Here is an 18,747-nt window from a genome sequence, read left to right as displayed (position 1 = left end):
AATCAGAGGTGACGCGCTCACCGATCCCGGCTTCTGCGTCAATGCCAAAGAGCGTCTCCGGCACGCCTGATTTTAGCCGAAGGTCACCTGCACGTAAAGCTCGAAGAGGAATAAAATCCTTTTTCTCCTTACGCCACCATGGCCATGTTGATCTTGCCGAGCTTGATCACAGCCTGGGTCCGGCTGTCGACATTGAGCTTCAGAAGGATTGCCGAGACATGCGCCTTGATCGTCGCTTCCGAGACGCCAAGTTCATAGGCGATCTGCTTGTTGAGCAGGCCTTCGGCAAGCATGGTCAGCACCCTGTTCTGCTGTGGTGTCAGCGTCTTCAGCCGGTCGAGAATTTCGATCAGCATCGGATCGTCCTCCGGCTGGCTGGTGTCGCTGCCGGGTGAGAATATCCCGCCGTCGAGCACGGTCTTTACCGCCATGCGGATGTCGTCGAGTCCGGATGACTTCGGAATGAAGCCGGATGCTCCCAGCTCTATCGACCGGCGCACGGTGCCGCTGTCGTCCGTTGCCGAAACGATGACGATAGGAAGCGCCGAAAACTGCGCCCTCAATGTCATCAGCCCCGAAAACCCGCTGACCCCTGGCATGGCGAGGTCAAGCAGCATCAGGTCGGCATCCGGATGTTCGTCTGCTGCCTTGAGCGCGGCGGAAAACTCGCCGCATTCGATGATGGTTACATCCTCCGCCATGGCCTGAAGCGTCTGCACGAGCGCGCCGCGAAACAGGGGATGATCGTCTGCGATGATGATTTTGAGTGTCTGCATTCCCACGCCTCCTCCCAAAGGCATAGTTGTGCTGAGATTGAAATCCCGGGCCCTCCTCAAGGCCTGCGTCAATTTGTAACGCTGTTGATGAGCCGAAACAAGAGTGGCCTTTGACTGCTGCACATCTTCCGCGAGTAGAAGGCCAACGGATCTGTATCGATTATGCGACAACCCACCATGTCGCGCAGTGATGCACGTCAGGTCCTGTCCGGTTGCGGCGCGGGGTTCGGCTCTCCGGTAAATTCGCGCACGATACCCATGAACGTTCGCATGAAGCGCTCCATGATCGATAGCGACCGATCGACTTCCGCGTCGCTCGGCAATCGTCCGGGCGGTGTCTGGCTGATACGTTCCTCGAGCGCCGTTACGCGTTTTTCCAGGAGGTCGAGTTCCTTCTCATAGGCCGCGCGCTCGTCCGGTGCCATCCGGCAGGTCAACTCGTTGTTTTCCTGTGTGCAGGTGGTGATCGCCCCGGTCTCCGTGTCCAGCCGCACGATGCCCTGGTCCGTCTGCTCCAGCTGGAACCTCTGCTGTGCCTCTGCCCCTGTTGAAACGAGCAAGGCGCCGGTCAGAGAAGCGGCGGCAATGCTGATTGCCGAAATGCGCATTTTGTCTCCTCCGATAGTAATGGACTTTTCGCCGCCTTTGCGGCAAACGATCCGCAACGCCGCTTATCTGCTCTAACGGGTTCGCAGGCCTCAAAGTTCTCACAAGCCCTAAATCTCAATGGAGATGTGTGATGACGGATACCGTTTACAAGATCGTGCCCGAAACCATCTGGCGGGAAGCCAAGGCGAGGGGTGTCTTCGAAGGGGCCGAGATCGACCACCGTGACGGTTATATCCATTTTTCCACCGGCACCCAGGCGCGCGAAACGGCAAGACTGCATTTCGCCGGCGTGACCGGGTTGATGCTGGTCGCGGTGGATTCGCGGCCTCTTGGCGAAGACCTGAAATTCGAGCCGTCCCGTGGCGGCGATCTTTTCCCTCACCTTTATGGCAGCCTGCCGCTTTCGGCGGTGATCTGGGAGATGCCACTCCTGATCGGCGTTGACGGCCAGCATGCCTTTCCGGAGAAAATGCCATGATCGGCCGCCTGGCGGGAATTGCCTCCCGTAGCCTTTTCGTTTTCGATCCTGAAATCGCCCACAACCTGTCGATCACCGCGCTGAAGAGCGGCATCTCGCCGGTCTGTCCGCCAAAGCCCGATCCGCGTCTGGCGCAGACGGTTGCCGGCATCCGCTTCGAAAACCCGGTCGGTCTTGCCGCCGGATATGACAAGAATGCCGAAGTGCCGGATGCGCTTTTGAAGATCGGCTTCGGTTTTACCGAGGTTGGAACGCTGACGCCGAAGCCGCAGGCGGGTAACGACAAGCCGCGGCTCTTCCGCCTGGTCGAGGATCGCGCCGTTATCAACCGCTTCGGCTTCAACAATCGGGGCCATGACGCAGTTTTCGCGCGCCTCAGCGCCCGTGGCAACGCAAAGGGCATCGTTGGGGTCAATATCGGCGCCAACAAGGACAGCGCCGATCGCATCGCCGATTACGTTCTGGGCATCCGGCGTTTCTATTCGCTGGCGACCTACTTCACCGTCAACATTTCCTCGCCCAATACACCCGGCCTGCGTGACCTGCAGGCGCGTGAAAGCCTGGCGGCGCTTCTTTCCGCCGTGCTTGCTGCCCGCAATGAAGAGGCGGACCGTGCCGGAAAACGCCTGCCGGTCTTCCTGAAGATCGCCCCGGACCTGACAGAAGAAGGTCTCGATGATGTAGCCGCCGAAGCGCTGGCTCATGATCTTGACGGCCTGATCGTCTCGAATACCACGCTTTCGCGCGAAGGCCTGAAGGATCAGGATCAGGCGAAACAGGCCGGCGGCATGTCCGGTGCTCCGCTATTCGCCAAGTCGACGGCGGTGCTTGCCCGCATACGCAAGCGCATCGGTCCGGATATGCCGATCATCGGTGTCGGTGGTGTGGGAAGCGCCGAGAATGCAGCGGAAAAGATCCGCGCCGGTGCCGATCTGGTGCAGGTCTATTCCTGCATGGTCTATGAGGGTCCGGCTCTTCCGGGCGATATCAACCGCGGTCTATCGAAATTGCTCGATCGCGACGGCATCGCTTCGATACGGGATCTGCGCGATACCCGCGTCGATCACTGGGCCTCGCAGCCGATCTGATCAGCCGGAAAGGACCATGGCCCAATAGGGCCTGCCGTCCTTGGACGGCGCCATGGCGACGCCCAGCCCGCGATAGTTCCCGAGCATGTTTTCCAGATGCTTGGGACTGTCGATCCAGGCCTGCACGGCGGCTTCCACCGATCTCTGCCCGGCCGCGATGTTTTCAGCTGCCGGCAGCGCCACGTCGCTCTTTTTCATCCGTGCGCCGAAATCGTCGCCGAAGCCGATCAGGTGCTTCATCTCTTCGGCCTTCGCCATCCGGATCGCCTGGATACCTGCTGCCTTGCGAGCCGATGTATCGAGCGAAAGTGCCGAAAGTCCTTTGGCGGCGCGCAGCTTGTTGACCATGGGCAGCGCTGCAACCGTGTCATCCTGCGAGCCGGGCGTCGGCGTCATCACAGCGGTGGTGGAACAGCCGGCCAGCGCGAGGCTCATGCCGGAGAGAACGAGAAAGCCCCGTCGCGAAGTGTTGAGCGAAACAGTCATTAGCGGCGATAGCTTATCAGGCGAAGAACGACGAAAACCGGGATGACCACGATCGCGCCGAGAAGCAGGTAATTGCCGATGTCGCCCAGCGCATCGAATCCGTTATGCAGGATATCGTAGAAATGGTAGCGCAGGCTGCCGATGATATTGTTCGGCGTGTAGCCGAAAAAGGCGAGCACGAAACCGACGATCAGGCAGACCACGATCAGCTTGATGATCGTCCGGCCGATCGAGTCGCCGAGAAACCTGTTCACACCATCCGCCATTCTTGACCGTCTCCGTTGCTTCAAAATGCCATAGCTGCGGCGACAAGCGCCTGCAACCGTCAGATAAGCATTCATCTTCGCCTCTCAAATAGAACTTGAGTTTTTTTGTGGCTTCGGCGATGAGCGGCATGATTTCAGGACAATATCGATGAGCCAGTTCTCTTCCGGCGATGTGATCGCCGACCGTCGTGCCGATTACGCTCGCATGCTGGCGGAAGGTCGCGACTTCGCTGCCGCTGCCGAACTGATGGAACAGGCGCTGGAACTGGCGCCCGGCTGGGCCGCAGGCTGGTTCCGTTTGGGTGAATATCGCGAGAAGGCGGAGCTGGAGACGGCGGAAGACGCCTATCGTCGCGCGCTGGAACTCGAACCCGAAGACGTGTTCGGCGCAACGTTGAAACTGGCTGTCATCGGCGCCGAGGAAGCGCCGGATCAACCACCGAGCCGCTATGTCGAAAGTCTGTTCGATGAATATGCCGAGCGCTTCGACACAGCCCTGGTCGAAAAGCTCGATTATTCCGTCCCCGGCAAGCTCACCGCACTCGTGCTTCCCCATGCACCCTTCGCCCTGACGGTCGATCTTGGCTGCGGCACAGGGCTTTTCGGCGCGGAGATCAAAGAGCATACGGCACGTCTGGAGGGTTTTGACCTCTCCACCAACATGCTCGCCAAGGCCGAGGAAAAAGCGCTTTACGATCATCTCGGCCAATCCGACCTCAGCCTTTCGGCCGAAGAAAGCGGCCTGTTCGGCCCGGATCTCCCAAAACATCGCGCCGATCTCGTATCTGCCGCCGACGTTCTGATGTATCTCGGCTCGCTGGAAACCGTCTTCCCGCTGGTCGCCGATCTGCTCGCACCCCGAGGCCTGTTCGCCTTCTCGGTGGAGGATGCCGGCGAAGAGGAGGGCTTCGTGCTGCGCGACAGCCTTCGTTACGCCCATTCCGAAGCCCATATCCGGCTGCTGCTCGCCCATCATCGGCTGGAGCTTCTGGAGATCGAGCGCACCACCATTCGCATGGATGCCGGAAAACCGGTCAGGGGCATATTGTTTCTGTCGCGCAAAGCCGCCTGAACCGGCGTTTTCTTGCGATTTTGCCTGGAGCGCTCACGCGTTGTTGATGACGCTTGATGAAGCCGCTATCGCAATGCACAATTGCTGAAAAACCGGCGCGAAACCCGGAACGGATTAAGGGGAACAATTTGGCCGACCAACAGAGCGCGCAGAAGCGCCGGCTGGGCTTTTATAGCCTAGATCCGGCCCGCCACACGAAGATGGAGGATGCGCAGGGCCTGTTCATCAGCGCCATGGTCGCGGCCCTTGGACTTTATTTCCTGAGCCAGGCGGGGTTCTTGACGAGCGGCACCGCAGGTGTCGCCTTCCTTTTGCACTATGCTTTCGATATCCCCTTCGGCGTCCTGTTCTTCGTCGTCAATCTGCCCTTCTACTATCTCTCGTTCAAACGCCTCGGCCTCGGCTTTTCCTTCAAGACCTTCATTGCCATCCTGATGGTCTCCTTCATCACCGAGCTTGAGCGGAAATTCATCGTCATCCAGCATCTCGATCCGTTCTGGGCGGCCCTTCTCGGCGGCATCCTGATCGGCTTCGGCCTGCTCGGTCTTTATCGCCACCGCGCCTCGCTTGGCGGCATCGGCATTCTCGCCATCTATATCCAGGACCGTTTCAAGATCCCGGCAGGCCTTGTCCAGCTCGGTTTCGATCTCTGCGTCATGGCCGCCGCCTTCTTTGTCGTCAGCCCGATGACGGTCCTCTGGTCGCTTCTGAGCGCTGTCGTCTTGAACCTGCTTCTGACCATCAATCACCGGTCCGACCGGTATATCGCGGTGCGCTGACATGGCGGATGCGGCGGACAAGAAAAGCCCGATCGGCTTCTGGGCCTCGTCAACGGAAAAGCACTCGATCATCGAGGATATTCAGGGCGTCGTTGCCGGCTCCATGCTGGCGGCGCTCGGCGTCACCATGCTTGCGGCAGCCCATCTGTTGATCGGCGGCACGGCCGGCCTCGGTTTCCTCCTGCGTTATTCCGTCGATATCAGCTTCGGCACGGCCTTCTTCCTGCTGAACCTGCCTTTCTACTGGTTGGCCTATAAGCGCCTCGGCCTCGCCTTCACGGTCAAGACTTTCGCCGCCGTCGCACTCACCTCCGTGCTCACCGGCATCCTGCCGAAACTTATCACCTTCGACAGCATCGAGCCCATCACCGCCGCCCTTTTCGGCGGCCTTCTGATCGGCTGCGGCATGCTCGTTCTTTTCCGCCACCGCGCCTCGCTCGGCGGTTTCGGCATTCTGGCGCTCTATCTGCAGGACAGGCTGGGCTGGCGGGCCGGCTTCGTGCAACTCGGGCTGGATTGCGTCGTGCTCTTCCTGTCCTTCTTCGTCGCAAGCCCGTTCGTCATTGCTTGTTCCATCGTTGCGGCGGTGACGCTCAACCTGACGCTCGCCATCAACCACCGCACCGATAGATATATCGTCCGCTGATCCACGGGCCTCAGGCGGCGTTGGCCACCTTGTCGATCGGATGCTGCGAGCGGAAGCCGACGGCCAGCCGGTTCCAGATGTTGATTGCGCCGATCGCCACGGTGATCTTGACCATCTCCTCTTCGGTAAAATGCGCCTTCAGCGGCTCATAGGTGCTGTCCGGAATACCGGTCTCGGCAATCTTCGTGACCGAGTCTACCCAACCGAGCAGGGCGCGTTCCTTGTCGTCATAAACGGGCGATTCCCACCACACGCTCATCAGGTTGATCCATTGTTCGGATAGCCCGTCATGGCGGCTTTCCTTCACATGCATATCGACACAGAAGGCGCAGCCGTTGATGATCGAGGCGCGAAGCTTGATCAGGTGAATGAAACGGCGCTCAAGGCCGGAAGCCTGCACGTAGTTCTCGATATCCATCACCGCCTTGTAGGCGTCGGGCGAGGCTTTGAAAAAGTTGAAGCGCGGGTGCATGATCGTGTCTCCTAGAGGGTTTCGGGCCCTATCCACGGGCCGATTTGCGTTCGTTGATTTCCATGAAGGCGCAGCCACGGGCGGCGATCCCGCCGTCATCGTCCGCTGCAAGCTCCGCCAGGATCGATGCCATCGTCACCTTGGCAAGTTCGGCGCGATAGGCCTTTTCGGCCTTCAGCATCGCCGCATTGATTCCGCAGGGTTTCGTAAAATACCGCCCCGGCAGCGGGTTCGGCCCACGCTGGCGGATCTCCGCGCAGCGAAACGCCGGTGCCGGCCCTTCCACGGCCAGCACGATGTCGAGCAGGCTGATCCGGTCCGGTGTTTTCGCCAGCCGGTAGCCGCCTTTCGGACCGGGCATGGTGGCAACGATACCGGCGCCGGAAAGCGCCTGCAGGTGCTTCAGGAGATAGCTGGTCGAAACGCCGTGAAATTCGGCAAGCGCCGCCGCAGACAGAACCCCACCTTCCGAAAGGCCGGAGAGCATGCCCACACAGTGGATTGCCTGTTCGACGCCGTCACTCAGTTTCATTTCCATCTCCTTATCACGGATAAAATTTATCCATGATTGTCGGGGCCGTGTCAATAGGCCTTCATTTCCGCTGATGAAAGCTTATCTTTCATTCCGTGGATCTCGTCGAAACCAAACCCTCCGGCAATCAGGCCGCGACCCTGCCCACGCCGTTCCTCAAATGGTTCGGTGAAAAGGGCTGGCAACCGCGCGCGCACCAGCTGGAACTTCTGGCCCGCGCGCAGGGCGGCGAGAACATGCTGCTGATCGCGCCGACCGGTGCCGGCAAGACGCTTGCCGGTTTCCTGCCCTCGCTTACCGATCTCGTCACCCGCGGAAATATCCCGCCCGGTTCCGCCTTCACCGGCATCCACACGCTTTACATCTCGCCCTTGAAGGCGCTGACCGTCGATATCGAGCGCAACCTGATGAAGCCCGTCACCGAAATGGGCCTCTCGGTTACCGTCGAAAACCGCACCGGCGATACGCCGCAATCCAAGCGCCAGCGCCAGAAGCTCACCCCGCCCGATATTCTGCTGACCACACCGGAGCAGGTGGCGCTTCTGCTTGCCAACAAGGAAGCCGGACGTTTCTTCAAGGACCTGAAATATGTCGTGCTCGACGAGCTTCATTCACTCGTCACCTCCAAGCGCGGCCATCTCCTCTCGCTCGGCCTCGCGCGTCTCCGCAAGCACGCGCCAGAAATGCAGACGATCGGCCTTTCCGCCACCGTCGCCGACCCGATGGACCTGCAGCGCTGGCTGGTCCCTCAGGGAGAGCATCCGGCACCTCCCGCCGGCCTCGTCCATGTCACCGGCGGTGCCGCCCCCGACATCACCATTTTAGGCACTGAAACCCGCATCCCCTGGTCCGGCCACGTCTCCACCTACGCCATCCCGGAGGTCTACGAGGAGATCAAGCGCCACAAGACCACGCTGATCTTCGTCAACACCCGCTTCCAGGCGGAACTTCTCTTCCAGTCGCTCTGGACCATCAACGAGGACAATCTGCCGATCGCCCTCCACCACGGTTCGCTCGATGCCAGCCAGCGCCGAAGGGTGGAGGCGGCGATGGCCGACAACAGATTGCGCGCTGTCGTCGCCACCTCGACGCTCGACATGGGGCTGGACTGGGGCGATGTCGATCTGGTCGTCCATGTCGGCGCGCCGAAGGGCGCCTCGCGGCTTGCCCAGCGCATCGGCCGCGCCAACCACCGCATGGACGAACCGTCGAAGGCGATACTCGTCCCCGCCAACCGTTTCGAAGTCATGGAGTGCCAGGCAGCCCTTGATGCCAACTATCTCGGCGCGCAGGATACGCCGCCGGTAGGCGAGGGTGCTCTCGATGTTCTGGCCCAGCATGTGCTTGGCATGGCCTGTGCCGAACCTTTCGATCCGGTCGAACTTTACGATGAGATCACCTCCGCCTCGCCCTATGCGAACCTCTCCTGGGAAATGTTCGAGCGCATCGTCGATTTCGTCGCCACCGGCGGTTACGCCCTGCGCTCCTACGAGCGTTATGCAAGGATACGCAGACAAGAGGACGGCCGCTGGCGCGTCTCCAATCCGCAGATCGCCCAGCAGTACCGCATGAACCTCGGTACGATCGTCGAAGCCGCTGAACTCAATGTCCGTCTCGTCAAACGCAATGCCAAGGGAACTTTAGGCAGGGGAGGCATGTCGCTCGGCAAGGTCGAGGAATATTTTCTCGAACAGCTGGTCCAGGGCGACACGTTCCTGTTTGCCGGTAAAGTCCTGCGCTTCGAAGGCATCCGCGAAAACGAATGCCTCGTCTCCAACGCCTTCTCGCTCGATCCGAAAATCCCCGCCTATGCCGGCGGCAAGTTTCCGCTCACCACCTATCTGGCCGACCAGGTCCGCGCCATGCTGGCCGATCCGGATCGCCGCGTCAGCCTACCCGACCAGGTCCGCGACTGGCTGAATATCCAGCTCGAACGCTCCATGCTGCCGAAACAGGACGAGCTGCTGATCGAGACCTTTCCGCGCGGCAAACGCTTCTTCCTCATCGCTTACTGCTTTGAGGGCCGCCTGGCGCACCAGACGCTCGGCATGCTGCTCACCCGCCGTCTCGAACGCCTCGGCGCCCGCCCGCTCGGCTTCGTCGCCACCGATTATTCGCTCGCCATCTGGGGCTTGAACGATCTCGGCGCGATGATCGCCGATGGCTCCCTGAGCCTCTCCGACCTCTTCGATGAGGACATGTTGGGAGACGATCTCGAAGCCTGGCTCGACGAAAGTTACATGCTCAAGCGCACCTTCCGCAATTGCGCCGTGATTTCCGGTTTGATCGAACGTCGTCATCCGGGCAAGGAAAAGACCGGCCGTCAGGTCACGGTCTCGACCGACCTGATCTACGACGTGCTGCGCTCCCACGAGCCGGACCACGTGCTTTTGGAGGCGACACGCCGCGATGCCGCTTCCGGGCTTCTGGATATCGGTCGTCTCGGCGATATGCTGTCCCGAATCAAGGGGCATATCACCCACCGTGACCTCGATCGCGTCTCGCCGCTGGCGGTGCCGATCATGCTGGAGATCGGCAAGGAGCAGGTACCGGGCGAGGCGCAGGATGCGGTGCTGCAGGAGGCGGCGGATGAATTGATTGCGGAGGCTGGATTGTCCACCGTTTCGGTTGGCGATCGCCCCTCACCCTAACCCTCTCCCCGCAAGCGGGGCGAGGGGACTTGCCCTGCTCGGTGTAGCGGATCGGGGCTGTACGGGTGCCACAAGTCTCCTTCTCCCCGTCAGTACGGGGAGAAGGTGCCCGGCAGGGCGGGTGAGGGGCAGCCCTCGACATTGACAGGAAAGACGAAACGACCTTGATGCACCGCCTCGGGCTTAGCCCCCGCACCATCGTAACAGGCCAACCCACCGGCGCCGAGGAAATCCTTGTCCACGGCATCGCCGCCGTCTGCGATCCGCTGGGCGGCCTTTACCTGCCGGAAACGCAGACCCTCGTCGTCTCCGACCTGCATCTGGAAAAGGGCGCGGCCTTCGCCCGCCGCGGCATGATGCTGCCGCCCTATGACACGATCGCCACGCTTAATATCCTCAACGCCGTTATTGCCCGCTATGAGCCGAAACTCGTCGTCTCGCTCGGCGACAATTTCCATGATCGCAGCGGCTCTGAACACCTGCCTGCGGACCTGAGAAAAATGATCACGGACATGGCGCGCGGCCGCGACTGGATCTGGATCAACGGCAACCACGATCCCGACGGAACCACAGACCTGCCGGGCATCTCGAGCGACGAACTTCTTTATGGGGGGCTGGTTTTTCGCCACGAACCCAGCCTGATTTCGGCAAAGGGCGAGATTGCCGGGCACCTCCATCCCGCCGCTACCGTCCGGCGCCGCGAAAAGTCGGTTCGTCGCCCGTGTTTCGCCAGCGACGGCCACCGCCTGCTCATGCCGGCCTTCGGCGTTCTCACCGGCGGCCTCGATCTCCGCCATCGGGCCATGCAGGGCCTGTTCAAGCAGGAAACGCTTGTCGCCCATCTCCTCGGCCGCGATCGCATCTATTCGGTGCGCTACGGCAGCCTGATGGGCTGATATGAATCAAACGGCGAAGGTAGTGGCCCTCCTCTGTGCGGTTCTAGTGTTGATCGCTGCAGTCGGATATCGGTCCAATCTGATCATCCTGCGGGTCAACCGAGAAGATTTCTTGGGTGGCCGGCTATCGGTATGGGACAGCCTCCTCCAGCTCCCACCCGGCAGCGGGCGGACATGGGCATTCATCCGCGCCGAGGATGGAGAAGCCGAGTTCAGTTTGGAATGCAACGACGGTCGGCATGTCCACGCTGGCTATCTTGAGGGAGGTGCGCTCCAATATGTGAGCGTCGCCATAACCGACTGTCGATTTGATGACAGCGGAACCTCCACTATCATTCTTTTCTTGCCGCTGGATGTAGCCGAACGTCTGTTCTCTTACCTGTAAACAAGCACCGGCAGTTTCGATCCGGCAAGCACCTTCATCGTCACGCTACCGAGCATGAATGCCTTGAAGCCCGAACGTCCGTGCGATGCCATCACGATCGCGTCGCAGCCATATTTTTCTGCTGTCTTGACGATGCATCCGGCCGGATCGACGCTCTGGAGCTTTATCGCTTCGCAGGTCAGATCGCGCTGTGCGGCGGCCGCTTTCGCATCGGCCAGAATGCCGTCTGCCTGTTCGTTCGCGCGCTGCTCGTATTCGGCATAGGCGATGTCCATGCCGACGGGATAGACGGTAAACACCTGTAGCGGCTCGATCACCGCCAGCACCGTCACCTTCGCATTGCTTTCGCGCGCAAAATCGAGCGCCTTTTCCAGTGCCTGGGTCGATAGCGGCGAACCGTCGGTCGGGATGAGGATATGTTTGAACATTTTGTTGACCTCCTTGGGTGACCTCCCTGGTCGAGATCATCTTGGCACCGGCCGATTGTCGCACATTGACCTGTCTCAAACCGAAGCGCTGCTCCCAAAGGGGTTCACGCCATCCTTCAGCCACGAGAGCGTATCCTTCCAGAAACCGCCGGCATGGCGGGAGTGGAAAAGGCTGAAATGCCCGATTGCATCGAGCCCGTAATGCGATGGCGATAGACTGGCTTCGATCCGCTCGGCATTGCAATAATAGGAAAGCGTCCGCCGGATCGCCGCGGCCGAACCTATATCATCATCGGTCACGCAGATCGCCAGGATCGGCGCGGTGACGGCGGCAAATCGCGAAAGCACAGCCTCGCGTTCATGCTTCGGATGCGTCCGCTCCATTCGCGGCCCGCGAAAGCTCCATTCATTGGCGACACCAGCCGGAAGATCTTCCAGCCAGCCGAGCTTCCTGCCGGGAAAATACCCGTAGATCGCGGTCAAGGCAGGCATCACCATGTGCCAGCGCCAGAACAACCTCGATCGATGCCCTGCCGCATAATCTCCCCACCAGGCATATTGCGCCCCCATCGTCAGCATCCGGTCTATCCGGTGCGCTTCGGTAGAAAGCCCCGGCAGGTAACCACCGATACTGTGCCCCACTACCATCAACGGAAGTTCCGGCGCTCTTTTGGTCATGAACCGCAGCGCCGCATCGAAATCCTGCTCGCCCCAGTCCCGCCAGCGATACCCGCAGCCGCGCAGGGTTTCCGGCCGCGACAGACCGATGCCGCGATAGTCATAGGTCAATACATCGAACCCTTCGCCGGCAAGGAAGTCCGCGTAATAGTGATAATAACGGGCAAGCACGCCGGTGGCGGCGTTGATGATCACGCGAGCGATGGGCCTTCCTCGCGCTGGCCAGATATGACCGTTCAGTGGCACGCCGTCCCGGCAGGTCAGGCTTGTCGAAATCCCGGTTGGGCGGGATGTCGATTGCGCGATTTCGGCCATGCGATCCTCCCGGCTGACTTCCCCGCAAGGCGGAGAATAGTCGGGCAAATCGACCACGCAATTATCCCAAGGCAGGGGTTGCGCCTTTCCGGCAGCACGGTGTCAACGCGCCAGCTTGGCAAACCCCTTGGCTAGGATGGGCCCGGTCGGTCGCCCGGTCGGCGATCCCCCGGCCTGTTCCAGCGTGATTTCGTAAAGCTGCGCATCCTGCGGCTTCGGCAGCGTCGACCCGCTCAGCCGTGCGGAATGAGCATCTTCCAGCAGGCCGAGCGACATTGGCCCCATCTCACGCGAAGGAAGCGTCCAGACCTGCATCGTCTTGTCCTCGGGCACACTGAAATCCGCCAGAAGCCGGATGCTGGCCGTATCGTTTCCGAAATCCTCGACCACCGCCTGAACCTCGCCGGCCTCGTTGACAAGCACTGCTACGACCAGCGGCTCGATCGTGCGCGTCACGCTCCACACCAGACCCACGGCCAGGATCAGCGAGGCGGCAATCGCTGAAATCGCCGCCGACCGCCAGCCGGAGCGAACATTGTCATTACCCGCTGTCGGAACTCTCGGCGAAACGGAGGCGATGGATGGCACCTCCACCGCGGCCTGTTCCGGCAGCCGGGCCTCGATGGCTTGCCACAGAACCGGAGACACGGCGGCCGGATCGACATTGGTGTCGAGTGGCAAAAATCGCTCGCGCGCTTCCGCAACGGCTGTGGCAAGCGTGGCATTGCGCTCGATCTCGTTTTCCACCTCCGCCACGTCTGTTTCGCTCAGCAGACCAAGCACATATTCGTCGGCGATATGGGCAACATTTTCGGTAGCGAACTTCATGCCATGCACTCCCGCAGCGTCAGGAGTCCGCGCCTTATCCAAGACTTCGCCGTGCCGAGCGGAAGTTTCAGCCGACCGGCAATTTCCCCGTGGGTATATCCGCTCACATAGGCCATCAATATGCCGCGCCGTCTCGTCTCTTCCAGGCGGCCAAGGCACTCTTTCAGCCGGCTGTTATGGTCGAGCCTGTGCCACGCCGCCATGATCTGTTCCAGTTGCTCGGCGTCCTGAATGGTCTCCAGTTGATCTTCCGTGATCAGGTCTTCCCGGCTCCCGTCTCTCAGCATGTTGAGCGCCCGGTTGCGCACGATCGCGTAGATCCAGCCGCGCGCCGACCCTTGCTCTGGCCTGTACTGATGCGCATGTGTCCAGATGCGAATGAACGCTTCCTGCACGACTTCTTCGGCAAGCTCACGGCGTTTGACGATCCGCTGTGCCACCGTCACCAGCCGGCCGGCCTCTGCATCGAATATGTCGCGCAACCCGCGCCGGTCGCCCTTGGCGCAGGCGGCAAGCGCCGCCTTGAAGTCCGTCGATTGGTCTGTCACCAAGGCCAGGCTGTCCTCTCTCCCCGAATAATCGCGCAGTTGCGAATATTCCATCTCTGCAGTTTTAGCGACGGACATGCGCTCGTCCAGAGTTTCACGTTTCCCGCAGTCATCCTGAGACTGCATATGGAAGACACGCCCGATGCGGAAATGGATGCGCGGCAAATAAATATTTTCAACGGCTGCATCCAAAGGCGTCCCGCCATGTGTCTACACATCGGGAGTGCTTCAGAGGCCGTGTGCCCTACCGCTCTTCATCATGCTGGAAACACAACGGGAGAGACAAAATGAAAACCCTTCGCACCGCGCTCGTCGCGTCCACCATGCTTGCCGCGTCTGCTGCCGCTGCAATGGCGGCCCCGGTCCTCGGCCTCACCGGTGACAAGACGCTCGTCATGTTCGACACCGCAAAGCCGGAAGTGACCAAGACCATGGATGTCACCGGCGTCGACAAGCTGGTCGGCATCGATTTCCGCCCCGGCAACAAGACGGTCATCGGCGTCACGCCCGATCACGCGATCGTCTCGATCAACCTTGAAACCGGCGCGGCCACGGAAGTCGCCAAGATGGACAAGATGCTGGCCATGACGCAAGCGCCGGTCGTCGTCGACTTCAACCCGATGGCCGACCGTCTGCGCTTCATGACCGGCACCACCAACCATCGTGTCCACCCGGATACCGGAGCAGTCACGGTCGATCGTGCTCTGGCTTTTGAAGAGGGCGATATGCACAAGGGCGAAACCCCGAACATCGTCGCGGCGTCCTACACCAATTCGATCGGCAAACCCGAAAAGACGGCGATGTACAATATCGATGCCACCATCGGCGCATTGATCCAACAGACCAAGCCGAATGACGGCACCCTGAAGGCGATCGGCAAGCTGGGCATCAAGCAGATGCCGGCAACATACGCCTTCGACATCCACGGTGAGGACGGCGGCAAGAATACTGCTTATCTGGCCGCAAACAAGACGCTCTATACCGTCAATCTTGAGACCGGTGCGGCCACCGAAATCGGCCCGATCACCGGCACCGAAAACGAGGTGCGCGACATCGTCATCCTCCCGGCCATGTAATCATGTGCAAAGGTTGGGGCGGAGTTCCGGCTTCGCTTCAGCCTGCCTCTAAATCTCGCCTGACATTTCGCGCCGCCGCCGGTCCAGCTCTTCCGTATAACGCCGCAGCGTGTGGCTTTCGGAAAGCTGCCCGACCACCTTGCGCTCGATCTGGTTGTTCACCACCGCCAGCGCTTCCGCCTCCGTCCGGTCGAACATTGCAGCCGCCTGCTTGGCATTCATGCTTCGAAGCAGCACGTCGTTCTTGTAGCGGATGAAAGAGGAGAGCTCTGGTTTCTCCTCGCCGCCCTCGGTCGCTGCCGAATAGACTTCCGGGGTAAGAATGATCCCGACATATTTTTCGGTCTCGTCGATTACGATCACGCGCTGGGTTGAACCGATCGGAAAATCCTTGCGGAACTCGTCGAGCGTCATTCCCGCCTGCGCCGTCTTCACATCGGAGCGCATCAGCTTGTCCACCGTCAGGTTGCGGATCCAGCCGATATCATGCGCGCTTCTGATTCCTTCGCCGCGCAGGTGAAAACGCCACGTCGCGAACGAGTAGCCGAAGCTGGTGCGCACAACGACCGATGACGTGATGACCGCCGCAAGCGCCAGCGCGGTGATAGGAAAGTCGCCGGTCACTTCCAGCGCCAGAAACGTCATCGTCAGCGGTCCGCCGATCACCGCCACTGCCATCGCGCTCATGCCGACCACCGCATAGATGACCGGCGTCAGCGTTGCATGGGCAAACAGGAACGGCGTCGAATAGGCAAACAGTTTTCCGATAAGCGCGCCTAAAAACAGCGAGGCGAAGAACAGGCCGCCACGGAAGCCGGCGCCGATGGTGATTGCCGATGCAACGGACTTGAGCAGCAGAAGTCCGATCACCGCCCCGATCGCCATGTGCTGGTTGAGGCTTTCGTGCAGCGCGCCGTGTCCGGCCGAAAGCACCCGCGTATCGATCAGCGCCAGCAGCCCCACGATCAGTCCTCCGAGCGCGGGACGGAAGACGGGGGAGATCGAGCTTTTGCGCGCCTGCTCCTCAACCTTCGAGACACCTTTCATCAGCAGGATGCCGCAGCCCGCACACACAATCCCGAGCATGACGGCTGGAAGATAGTCTGCCGGAACGACCGTGCCGATCTCGCCGATATCGATCATGAATTCGTCGCCGACGAAAAGCCGTGTCACGAAGGTCGCGGCCAGTGCCGCGACGACCACCGGCGCAAGGCTGACAATCGTATAGGTGCCGATGATCAGCTCGAAAGCGTAGAAAGAGCCCGTCAGTGGTGCGTTGAACGCCGAAGCGATTGCGCCTGCCGCCCCGCAGCCAACGAGAATGCGCATGTCCGAGCGGCGCAATTGCAAAATGAGACCGATCTTCGAGGCGATACCGGACGAAAGCTGCGTATAGCCTGCCTCCAGTCCTATCGAGGCGCCAAAACCGTTGGAGATCAGGTTCTGTACCGCAACCACGATACTGTCCGTCAGCGACAACCGGCCACCATGCAGCGCGTTGGCCTCGATCGGGTCGACCATCGGCTTTTTGCGCCACTTCTTTAGGATCAGGAACACGATCCCCATCACCACGCCGCCTGCGGCCGGTGCCCAGAGCACCACCATCGGATCGAGCGAGGTTGCCGCGCTAAGCCTCTCGTCGGGACCGATCCCGAAGATCAGCACCTGGACCTCATGGGCGATGAAACTCATCGCCGCCACCGCAAGCCCGGCAAGCACGCCGACCACAGCCGCCATCGCGATCAGGCCGAATTCGCTGCGCCTGATCAATATGCGCAATTGGGTCGGATGCAGCAGGTGGCGCCAATCGGGCAATCGATCTGGCAGGCGGTCGAGGAGGCGTTTCAACATCTTGGGCAGTCTGGGTTTGCGATATCGATCGCTAACTAGTGTAGGTTTCGCCGAAGCAAAGACGGCGGCAACAGGTCGGAGGTGATCAATCCTTGCGGAAGACGATGCTGGCACCCCAGCCGGTTACCAGCGCAATCAGCACGCAGAGCAGGCCATAGGCAAACGGCTGGTTATGAGCGGTGTCGGTGATCGCCTGTTCGAGGCCGGTCTTGACCACCCGGAGCGGAATTTCGCGCTGGGTCAGCAGCGTACCGCTCTTGAACAGATAGGCGCGCACGATATGCACCCCGTCCGGAACATTGGCCGGCAGCCTGAGCGAGGCGCGGAACAGACTGGATGAGACGAAACGAACGCCGCTCGCTTCCTTCTGGTAAAGGCCTCCAGCCAGCTTCAGTCGTCGATAAGCCTCGCGGAAATCGGAAAGCTCGCCGACATCGCGGATATAGCCGATCGGATTGAGCGCCAGATGTTCGATGCCGACACCCGCCGTATTGATCGGCGGCAATTGTGTGGGGTCGTCGAGCTGGCGGGTGCTGGCGATCGAATAGCTTTCCGGCACCTGCTCGAAGATCATCGAATCCGTGTTCACCCAGACGCCGAAGATGCGCTCCTTCTTGCGCACGGTGGCATAGTCGCGCGGGCCTTCAAGCGTGACGATGATGTCATAGCTGCCGATCGCGAGCAGTAGTTCGTCCGGATTTGTCATCGCCCCGAACACGGTTAGGTCGGCCCCGCGAAAATCCGAGGCGATCGCGATCTCGTTGGTCGAAACCCCGATATCGAGCCCTTCCTTGGCGGTCGAAGCCTCGCCCATCGGGATTTGCGCAAATCCGTTGGTCGCAGGGATCAGCAGCAGCGAGAAGAGGAGGGCGAGACGGCAAAACATCAGTAACCGATCCCTCCGACTGCAACCGAATAGAGATCCTGCGGGCGGATGAACAGGCCGACGGCAAGTCGGATGCCGACCGCCAGAACCAGCAGCGCCAGAAGAGCGCGCAGCTGTTCGCCGCGCAGCTTCTGCCCGACGCGTACGCCGTACTGTGCGCCGATAACACCCGCCACCATCAGGATGAAGGCAAGCACGATATCGACGGAATAGTTGGTCGCCGCCTGCACCATGGTCGTATAGGCGGTGACGAAGATGATCTGAAACAGCGACGTCCCGACAACGACATTGGTCGGGATGCGCAACAGATAGATCATCGCCGGCACCATGATGAAGCCACCGCCGACACCCATGATCGAGGTGAGGATGCCGATCAGGAAACCGAGCGTCACCACCGGAATGGCCGAAAGATAGATCCTCGACTTCTTGAACCGCATCTTCAGCGGCAGCCGGTGCACCCAGTTATGCTGGCCGGGACGCTTCAAGGGAAGCGGCTGGTTGAGCTTCGCCTTTCGCATGGCGCGCAGGCTTTCCTGCAGCATCAAAAGGCCGATCGTCGTCAGAAGCACGACGTAGAGAAGCGAGATGAACAGGTCGAGCTGGCCGATGCTGCGCAGCCACGAGAAGATCCACACGCCGACCGTCGCCCCGACAAGACCGCCGACAAGCAGCACCGTGCCGAGCTTCATGTCCAGCGTGCCGCGCCGGAAATGCGTGATCGCGCCGGAAACCGAGGACGCGACCACCTGGTTCGCCCCGGTCGCGACCGCAACGACGGGCGGAATATTGTAGAAGATCAGGAGCGGCGTGATCAGAAACCCGCCGCCGACGCCGAACATGCCGGACAGGAAACCGACGGCCGCACCCATGCCGAGGATGATGAAAATATTCACCGAAAGCTCTGCTATGGGCAGGTAGATCGTCACGGTTGACCCCGACAAGGCGAAACAGAACAACCTCGTCCAGCAGGCGATTTCTCGCTTGTCTGATGAGGTGGTGGG

Annotated in this window: 22 protein-coding genes; 9 read left to right on the top strand and 13 right to left on the bottom strand. The window is 60.7% G+C overall.

Going from position 1 to position 18,747, the window contains the following annotated elements; all coding sequences use genetic code 11:
• Positions 1-128: 128 nt before the first annotated feature.
• Both GGE33_RS12315 and GGE33_RS12310 read right to left on the bottom strand, forming a co-directional pair.
• A complete protein-coding gene (locus tag GGE33_RS12315) occupies positions 129-776 on the bottom strand; it encodes a response regulator (RefSeq protein WP_183823454.1) in 648 nt (215 codons plus the stop codon).
• A 197-nt stretch (positions 777-973) separates the two neighbouring features.
• Positions 974-1,384 carry a hypothetical protein gene (locus GGE33_RS12310; protein WP_183823452.1) on the bottom strand — a complete coding sequence of 137 codons (411 nt, stop codon included), beginning with the start codon at positions 1,382-1,384 and terminating at the stop codon, positions 974-976.
• Between the two features lie 131 nt (positions 1,385-1,515).
• Between GGE33_RS12310 and GGE33_RS12305 the strand changes: the two genes are divergently transcribed.
• Positions 1,516-1,863, top strand: a complete 348-nt coding sequence (locus tag GGE33_RS12305) for a DUF952 domain-containing protein (protein WP_183823450.1) — start codon at positions 1,516-1,518, stop codon at positions 1,861-1,863.
• A complete protein-coding gene (locus tag GGE33_RS12300) occupies positions 1,860-2,951 on the top strand; it encodes a quinone-dependent dihydroorotate dehydrogenase (protein WP_183823447.1) in 1,092 nt (363 codons plus the stop codon). The genes GGE33_RS12305 and GGE33_RS12300 overlap by 4 nt, the downstream gene beginning before the upstream one ends.
• Here GGE33_RS12300 and GGE33_RS12295 read toward each other — a convergent pair whose 3' ends face one another.
• Together GGE33_RS12295 and GGE33_RS12290 are read right to left on the bottom strand one after the other, a co-directional pair.
• Positions 2,952-3,437: a CAP domain-containing protein gene (locus GGE33_RS12295; RefSeq protein ID WP_183823445.1), complete on the bottom strand. Its 486-nt coding sequence runs from the start codon at positions 3,435-3,437 to the stop codon at positions 2,952-2,954.
• On the bottom strand, positions 3,437-3,703 hold the full coding sequence (locus GGE33_RS12290; protein WP_183823443.1) for a DUF6460 domain-containing protein: 267 nt from the start codon (positions 3,701-3,703) through the stop codon (positions 3,437-3,439). The genes GGE33_RS12295 and GGE33_RS12290 overlap by 1 nt, the downstream gene beginning before the upstream one ends.
• Before the next feature lie 142 nt (positions 3,704-3,845).
• On the opposite strand from GGE33_RS12290, the gene GGE33_RS12285 reads away from it, so the two are divergent.
• The 3 genes from GGE33_RS12285 (at position 3,846) to GGE33_RS12275 (ending at position 6,200) form a co-directional block, all read left to right on the top strand.
• Positions 3,846-4,775, top strand: coding sequence for a methyltransferase (locus tag GGE33_RS12285; RefSeq protein WP_183824112.1), 930 nt, complete (start codon positions 3,846-3,848; stop codon positions 4,773-4,775).
• Positions 4,776-4,975: 200 nt separating this feature from the next.
• A complete protein-coding gene (locus GGE33_RS12280; RefSeq protein WP_246436058.1) occupies positions 4,976-5,554 on the top strand; it encodes a YitT family protein in 579 nt (192 codons plus the stop codon).
• Between the two features lies 1 nt (position 5,555).
• Positions 5,556-6,200 (top strand): YitT family protein, encoded by a 645-nt coding sequence (locus GGE33_RS12275; protein WP_183823439.1) that lies wholly within the window; start codon positions 5,556-5,558, stop codon positions 6,198-6,200.
• 10 nt (positions 6,201-6,210) lie between these two features.
• Here GGE33_RS12275 and GGE33_RS12270 read toward each other — a convergent pair whose 3' ends face one another.
• Positions 6,211-6,672 carry a carboxymuconolactone decarboxylase family protein gene (locus tag GGE33_RS12270; protein WP_183823436.1) on the bottom strand — a complete coding sequence of 154 codons (462 nt, stop codon included), beginning with the start codon at positions 6,670-6,672 and terminating at the stop codon, positions 6,211-6,213.
• Positions 6,673-6,700: 28 nt separating this feature from the next.
• The gene (locus GGE33_RS12265) at positions 6,701-7,204 is read right to left on the bottom strand and encodes an RrF2 family transcriptional regulator (protein WP_183823434.1); all 504 of its coding nucleotides are present in this window, start codon (positions 7,202-7,204) and stop codon (positions 6,701-6,703) included.
• A gap of 95 nt (positions 7,205-7,299) precedes the next feature.
• On the opposite strand from GGE33_RS12265, the gene GGE33_RS12260 reads away from it, so the two are divergent.
• The 3 genes from GGE33_RS12260 (at position 7,300) to GGE33_RS12250 (ending at position 11,136) form a co-directional block, all read left to right on the top strand.
• Positions 7,300-9,855: a ligase-associated DNA damage response DEXH box helicase gene (locus tag GGE33_RS12260; RefSeq protein ID WP_183823432.1), complete on the top strand. Its 2,556-nt coding sequence runs from the start codon at positions 7,300-7,302 to the stop codon at positions 9,853-9,855.
• 164 nt (positions 9,856-10,019) lie between these two features.
• Positions 10,020-10,751 (top strand): ligase-associated DNA damage response endonuclease PdeM, encoded by a 732-nt coding sequence (gene pdeM / locus GGE33_RS12255; protein WP_394353665.1) that lies wholly within the window; start codon positions 10,020-10,022, stop codon positions 10,749-10,751.
• A gap of 49 nt (positions 10,752-10,800) precedes the next feature.
• A complete protein-coding gene (locus GGE33_RS12250) occupies positions 10,801-11,136 on the top strand; it encodes a hypothetical protein (protein WP_183823430.1) in 336 nt (111 codons plus the stop codon).
• Here the strand turns inward: GGE33_RS12250 and GGE33_RS12245 are convergent.
• The 4 genes from GGE33_RS12245 to GGE33_RS12230 all read right to left on the bottom strand — a co-directional run bounded on the left by GGE33_RS12245 (position 11,127) and on the right by GGE33_RS12230 (position 13,933).
• On the bottom strand, positions 11,127-11,564 hold the full coding sequence (locus tag GGE33_RS12245; RefSeq protein WP_183823428.1) for a universal stress protein: 438 nt from the start codon (positions 11,562-11,564) through the stop codon (positions 11,127-11,129). The genes GGE33_RS12250 and GGE33_RS12245 overlap by 10 nt on opposite strands.
• 75 nt (positions 11,565-11,639) lie before the next feature.
• Entirely contained in the window at positions 11,640-12,557 is a 918-nt protein-coding gene (locus GGE33_RS12240) for an alpha/beta hydrolase family protein (protein ID WP_183823425.1), read from the bottom strand.
• A gap of 102 nt (positions 12,558-12,659) precedes the next feature.
• Positions 12,660-13,385: an anti-sigma factor gene (locus GGE33_RS12235; RefSeq protein WP_183823423.1), complete on the bottom strand. Its 726-nt coding sequence runs from the start codon at positions 13,383-13,385 to the stop codon at positions 12,660-12,662.
• Positions 13,382-13,933: a sigma-70 family RNA polymerase sigma factor gene (locus GGE33_RS12230; protein ID WP_343062449.1), complete on the bottom strand. Its 552-nt coding sequence runs from the start codon at positions 13,931-13,933 to the stop codon at positions 13,382-13,384. Before GGE33_RS12230 ends, GGE33_RS12235 begins: the two co-directional genes overlap by 4 nt.
• 287 nt (positions 13,934-14,220) lie before the next feature.
• Here GGE33_RS12230 and GGE33_RS12225 point away from each other — a divergent pair, with 287 nt between their 5' ends.
• A complete protein-coding gene (locus GGE33_RS12225) occupies positions 14,221-15,009 on the top strand; it encodes a DUF4394 domain-containing protein (protein WP_183823421.1) in 789 nt (262 codons plus the stop codon).
• A gap of 48 nt (positions 15,010-15,057) precedes the next feature.
• Here GGE33_RS12225 and GGE33_RS12220 read toward each other — a convergent pair whose 3' ends face one another.
• From GGE33_RS12220 to GGE33_RS12210, 3 genes are all read right to left on the bottom strand, one after another.
• Positions 15,058-16,860, bottom strand: a complete 1,803-nt coding sequence (locus GGE33_RS12220; protein ID WP_183823419.1) for a chloride channel protein — start codon at positions 16,858-16,860, stop codon at positions 15,058-15,060.
• A gap of 85 nt (positions 16,861-16,945) precedes the next feature.
• Entirely contained in the window at positions 16,946-17,746 is an 801-nt protein-coding gene (locus tag GGE33_RS12215) for a TIGR02186 family protein (protein WP_183823417.1), read from the bottom strand.
• The gene (locus GGE33_RS12210; protein WP_148148286.1) at positions 17,746-18,672 is read right to left on the bottom strand and encodes a TSUP family transporter; all 927 of its coding nucleotides are present in this window, start codon (positions 18,670-18,672) and stop codon (positions 17,746-17,748) included. Before GGE33_RS12210 ends, GGE33_RS12215 begins: the two co-directional genes overlap by 1 nt.
• Between the last annotated feature and the right edge of the window lie 75 nt (positions 18,673-18,747).

This window comes from Aliirhizobium cellulosilyticum, from assembly GCF_014198105.1.
Taxonomy (GTDB): Bacteria; Pseudomonadota; Alphaproteobacteria; order Rhizobiales; family Rhizobiaceae; genus Neorhizobium; species Neorhizobium cellulosilyticum.
The sequence above is the reverse complement of the archived record's forward strand: the minus strand, read 5'-3'. Positions and strand labels throughout refer to the sequence as shown.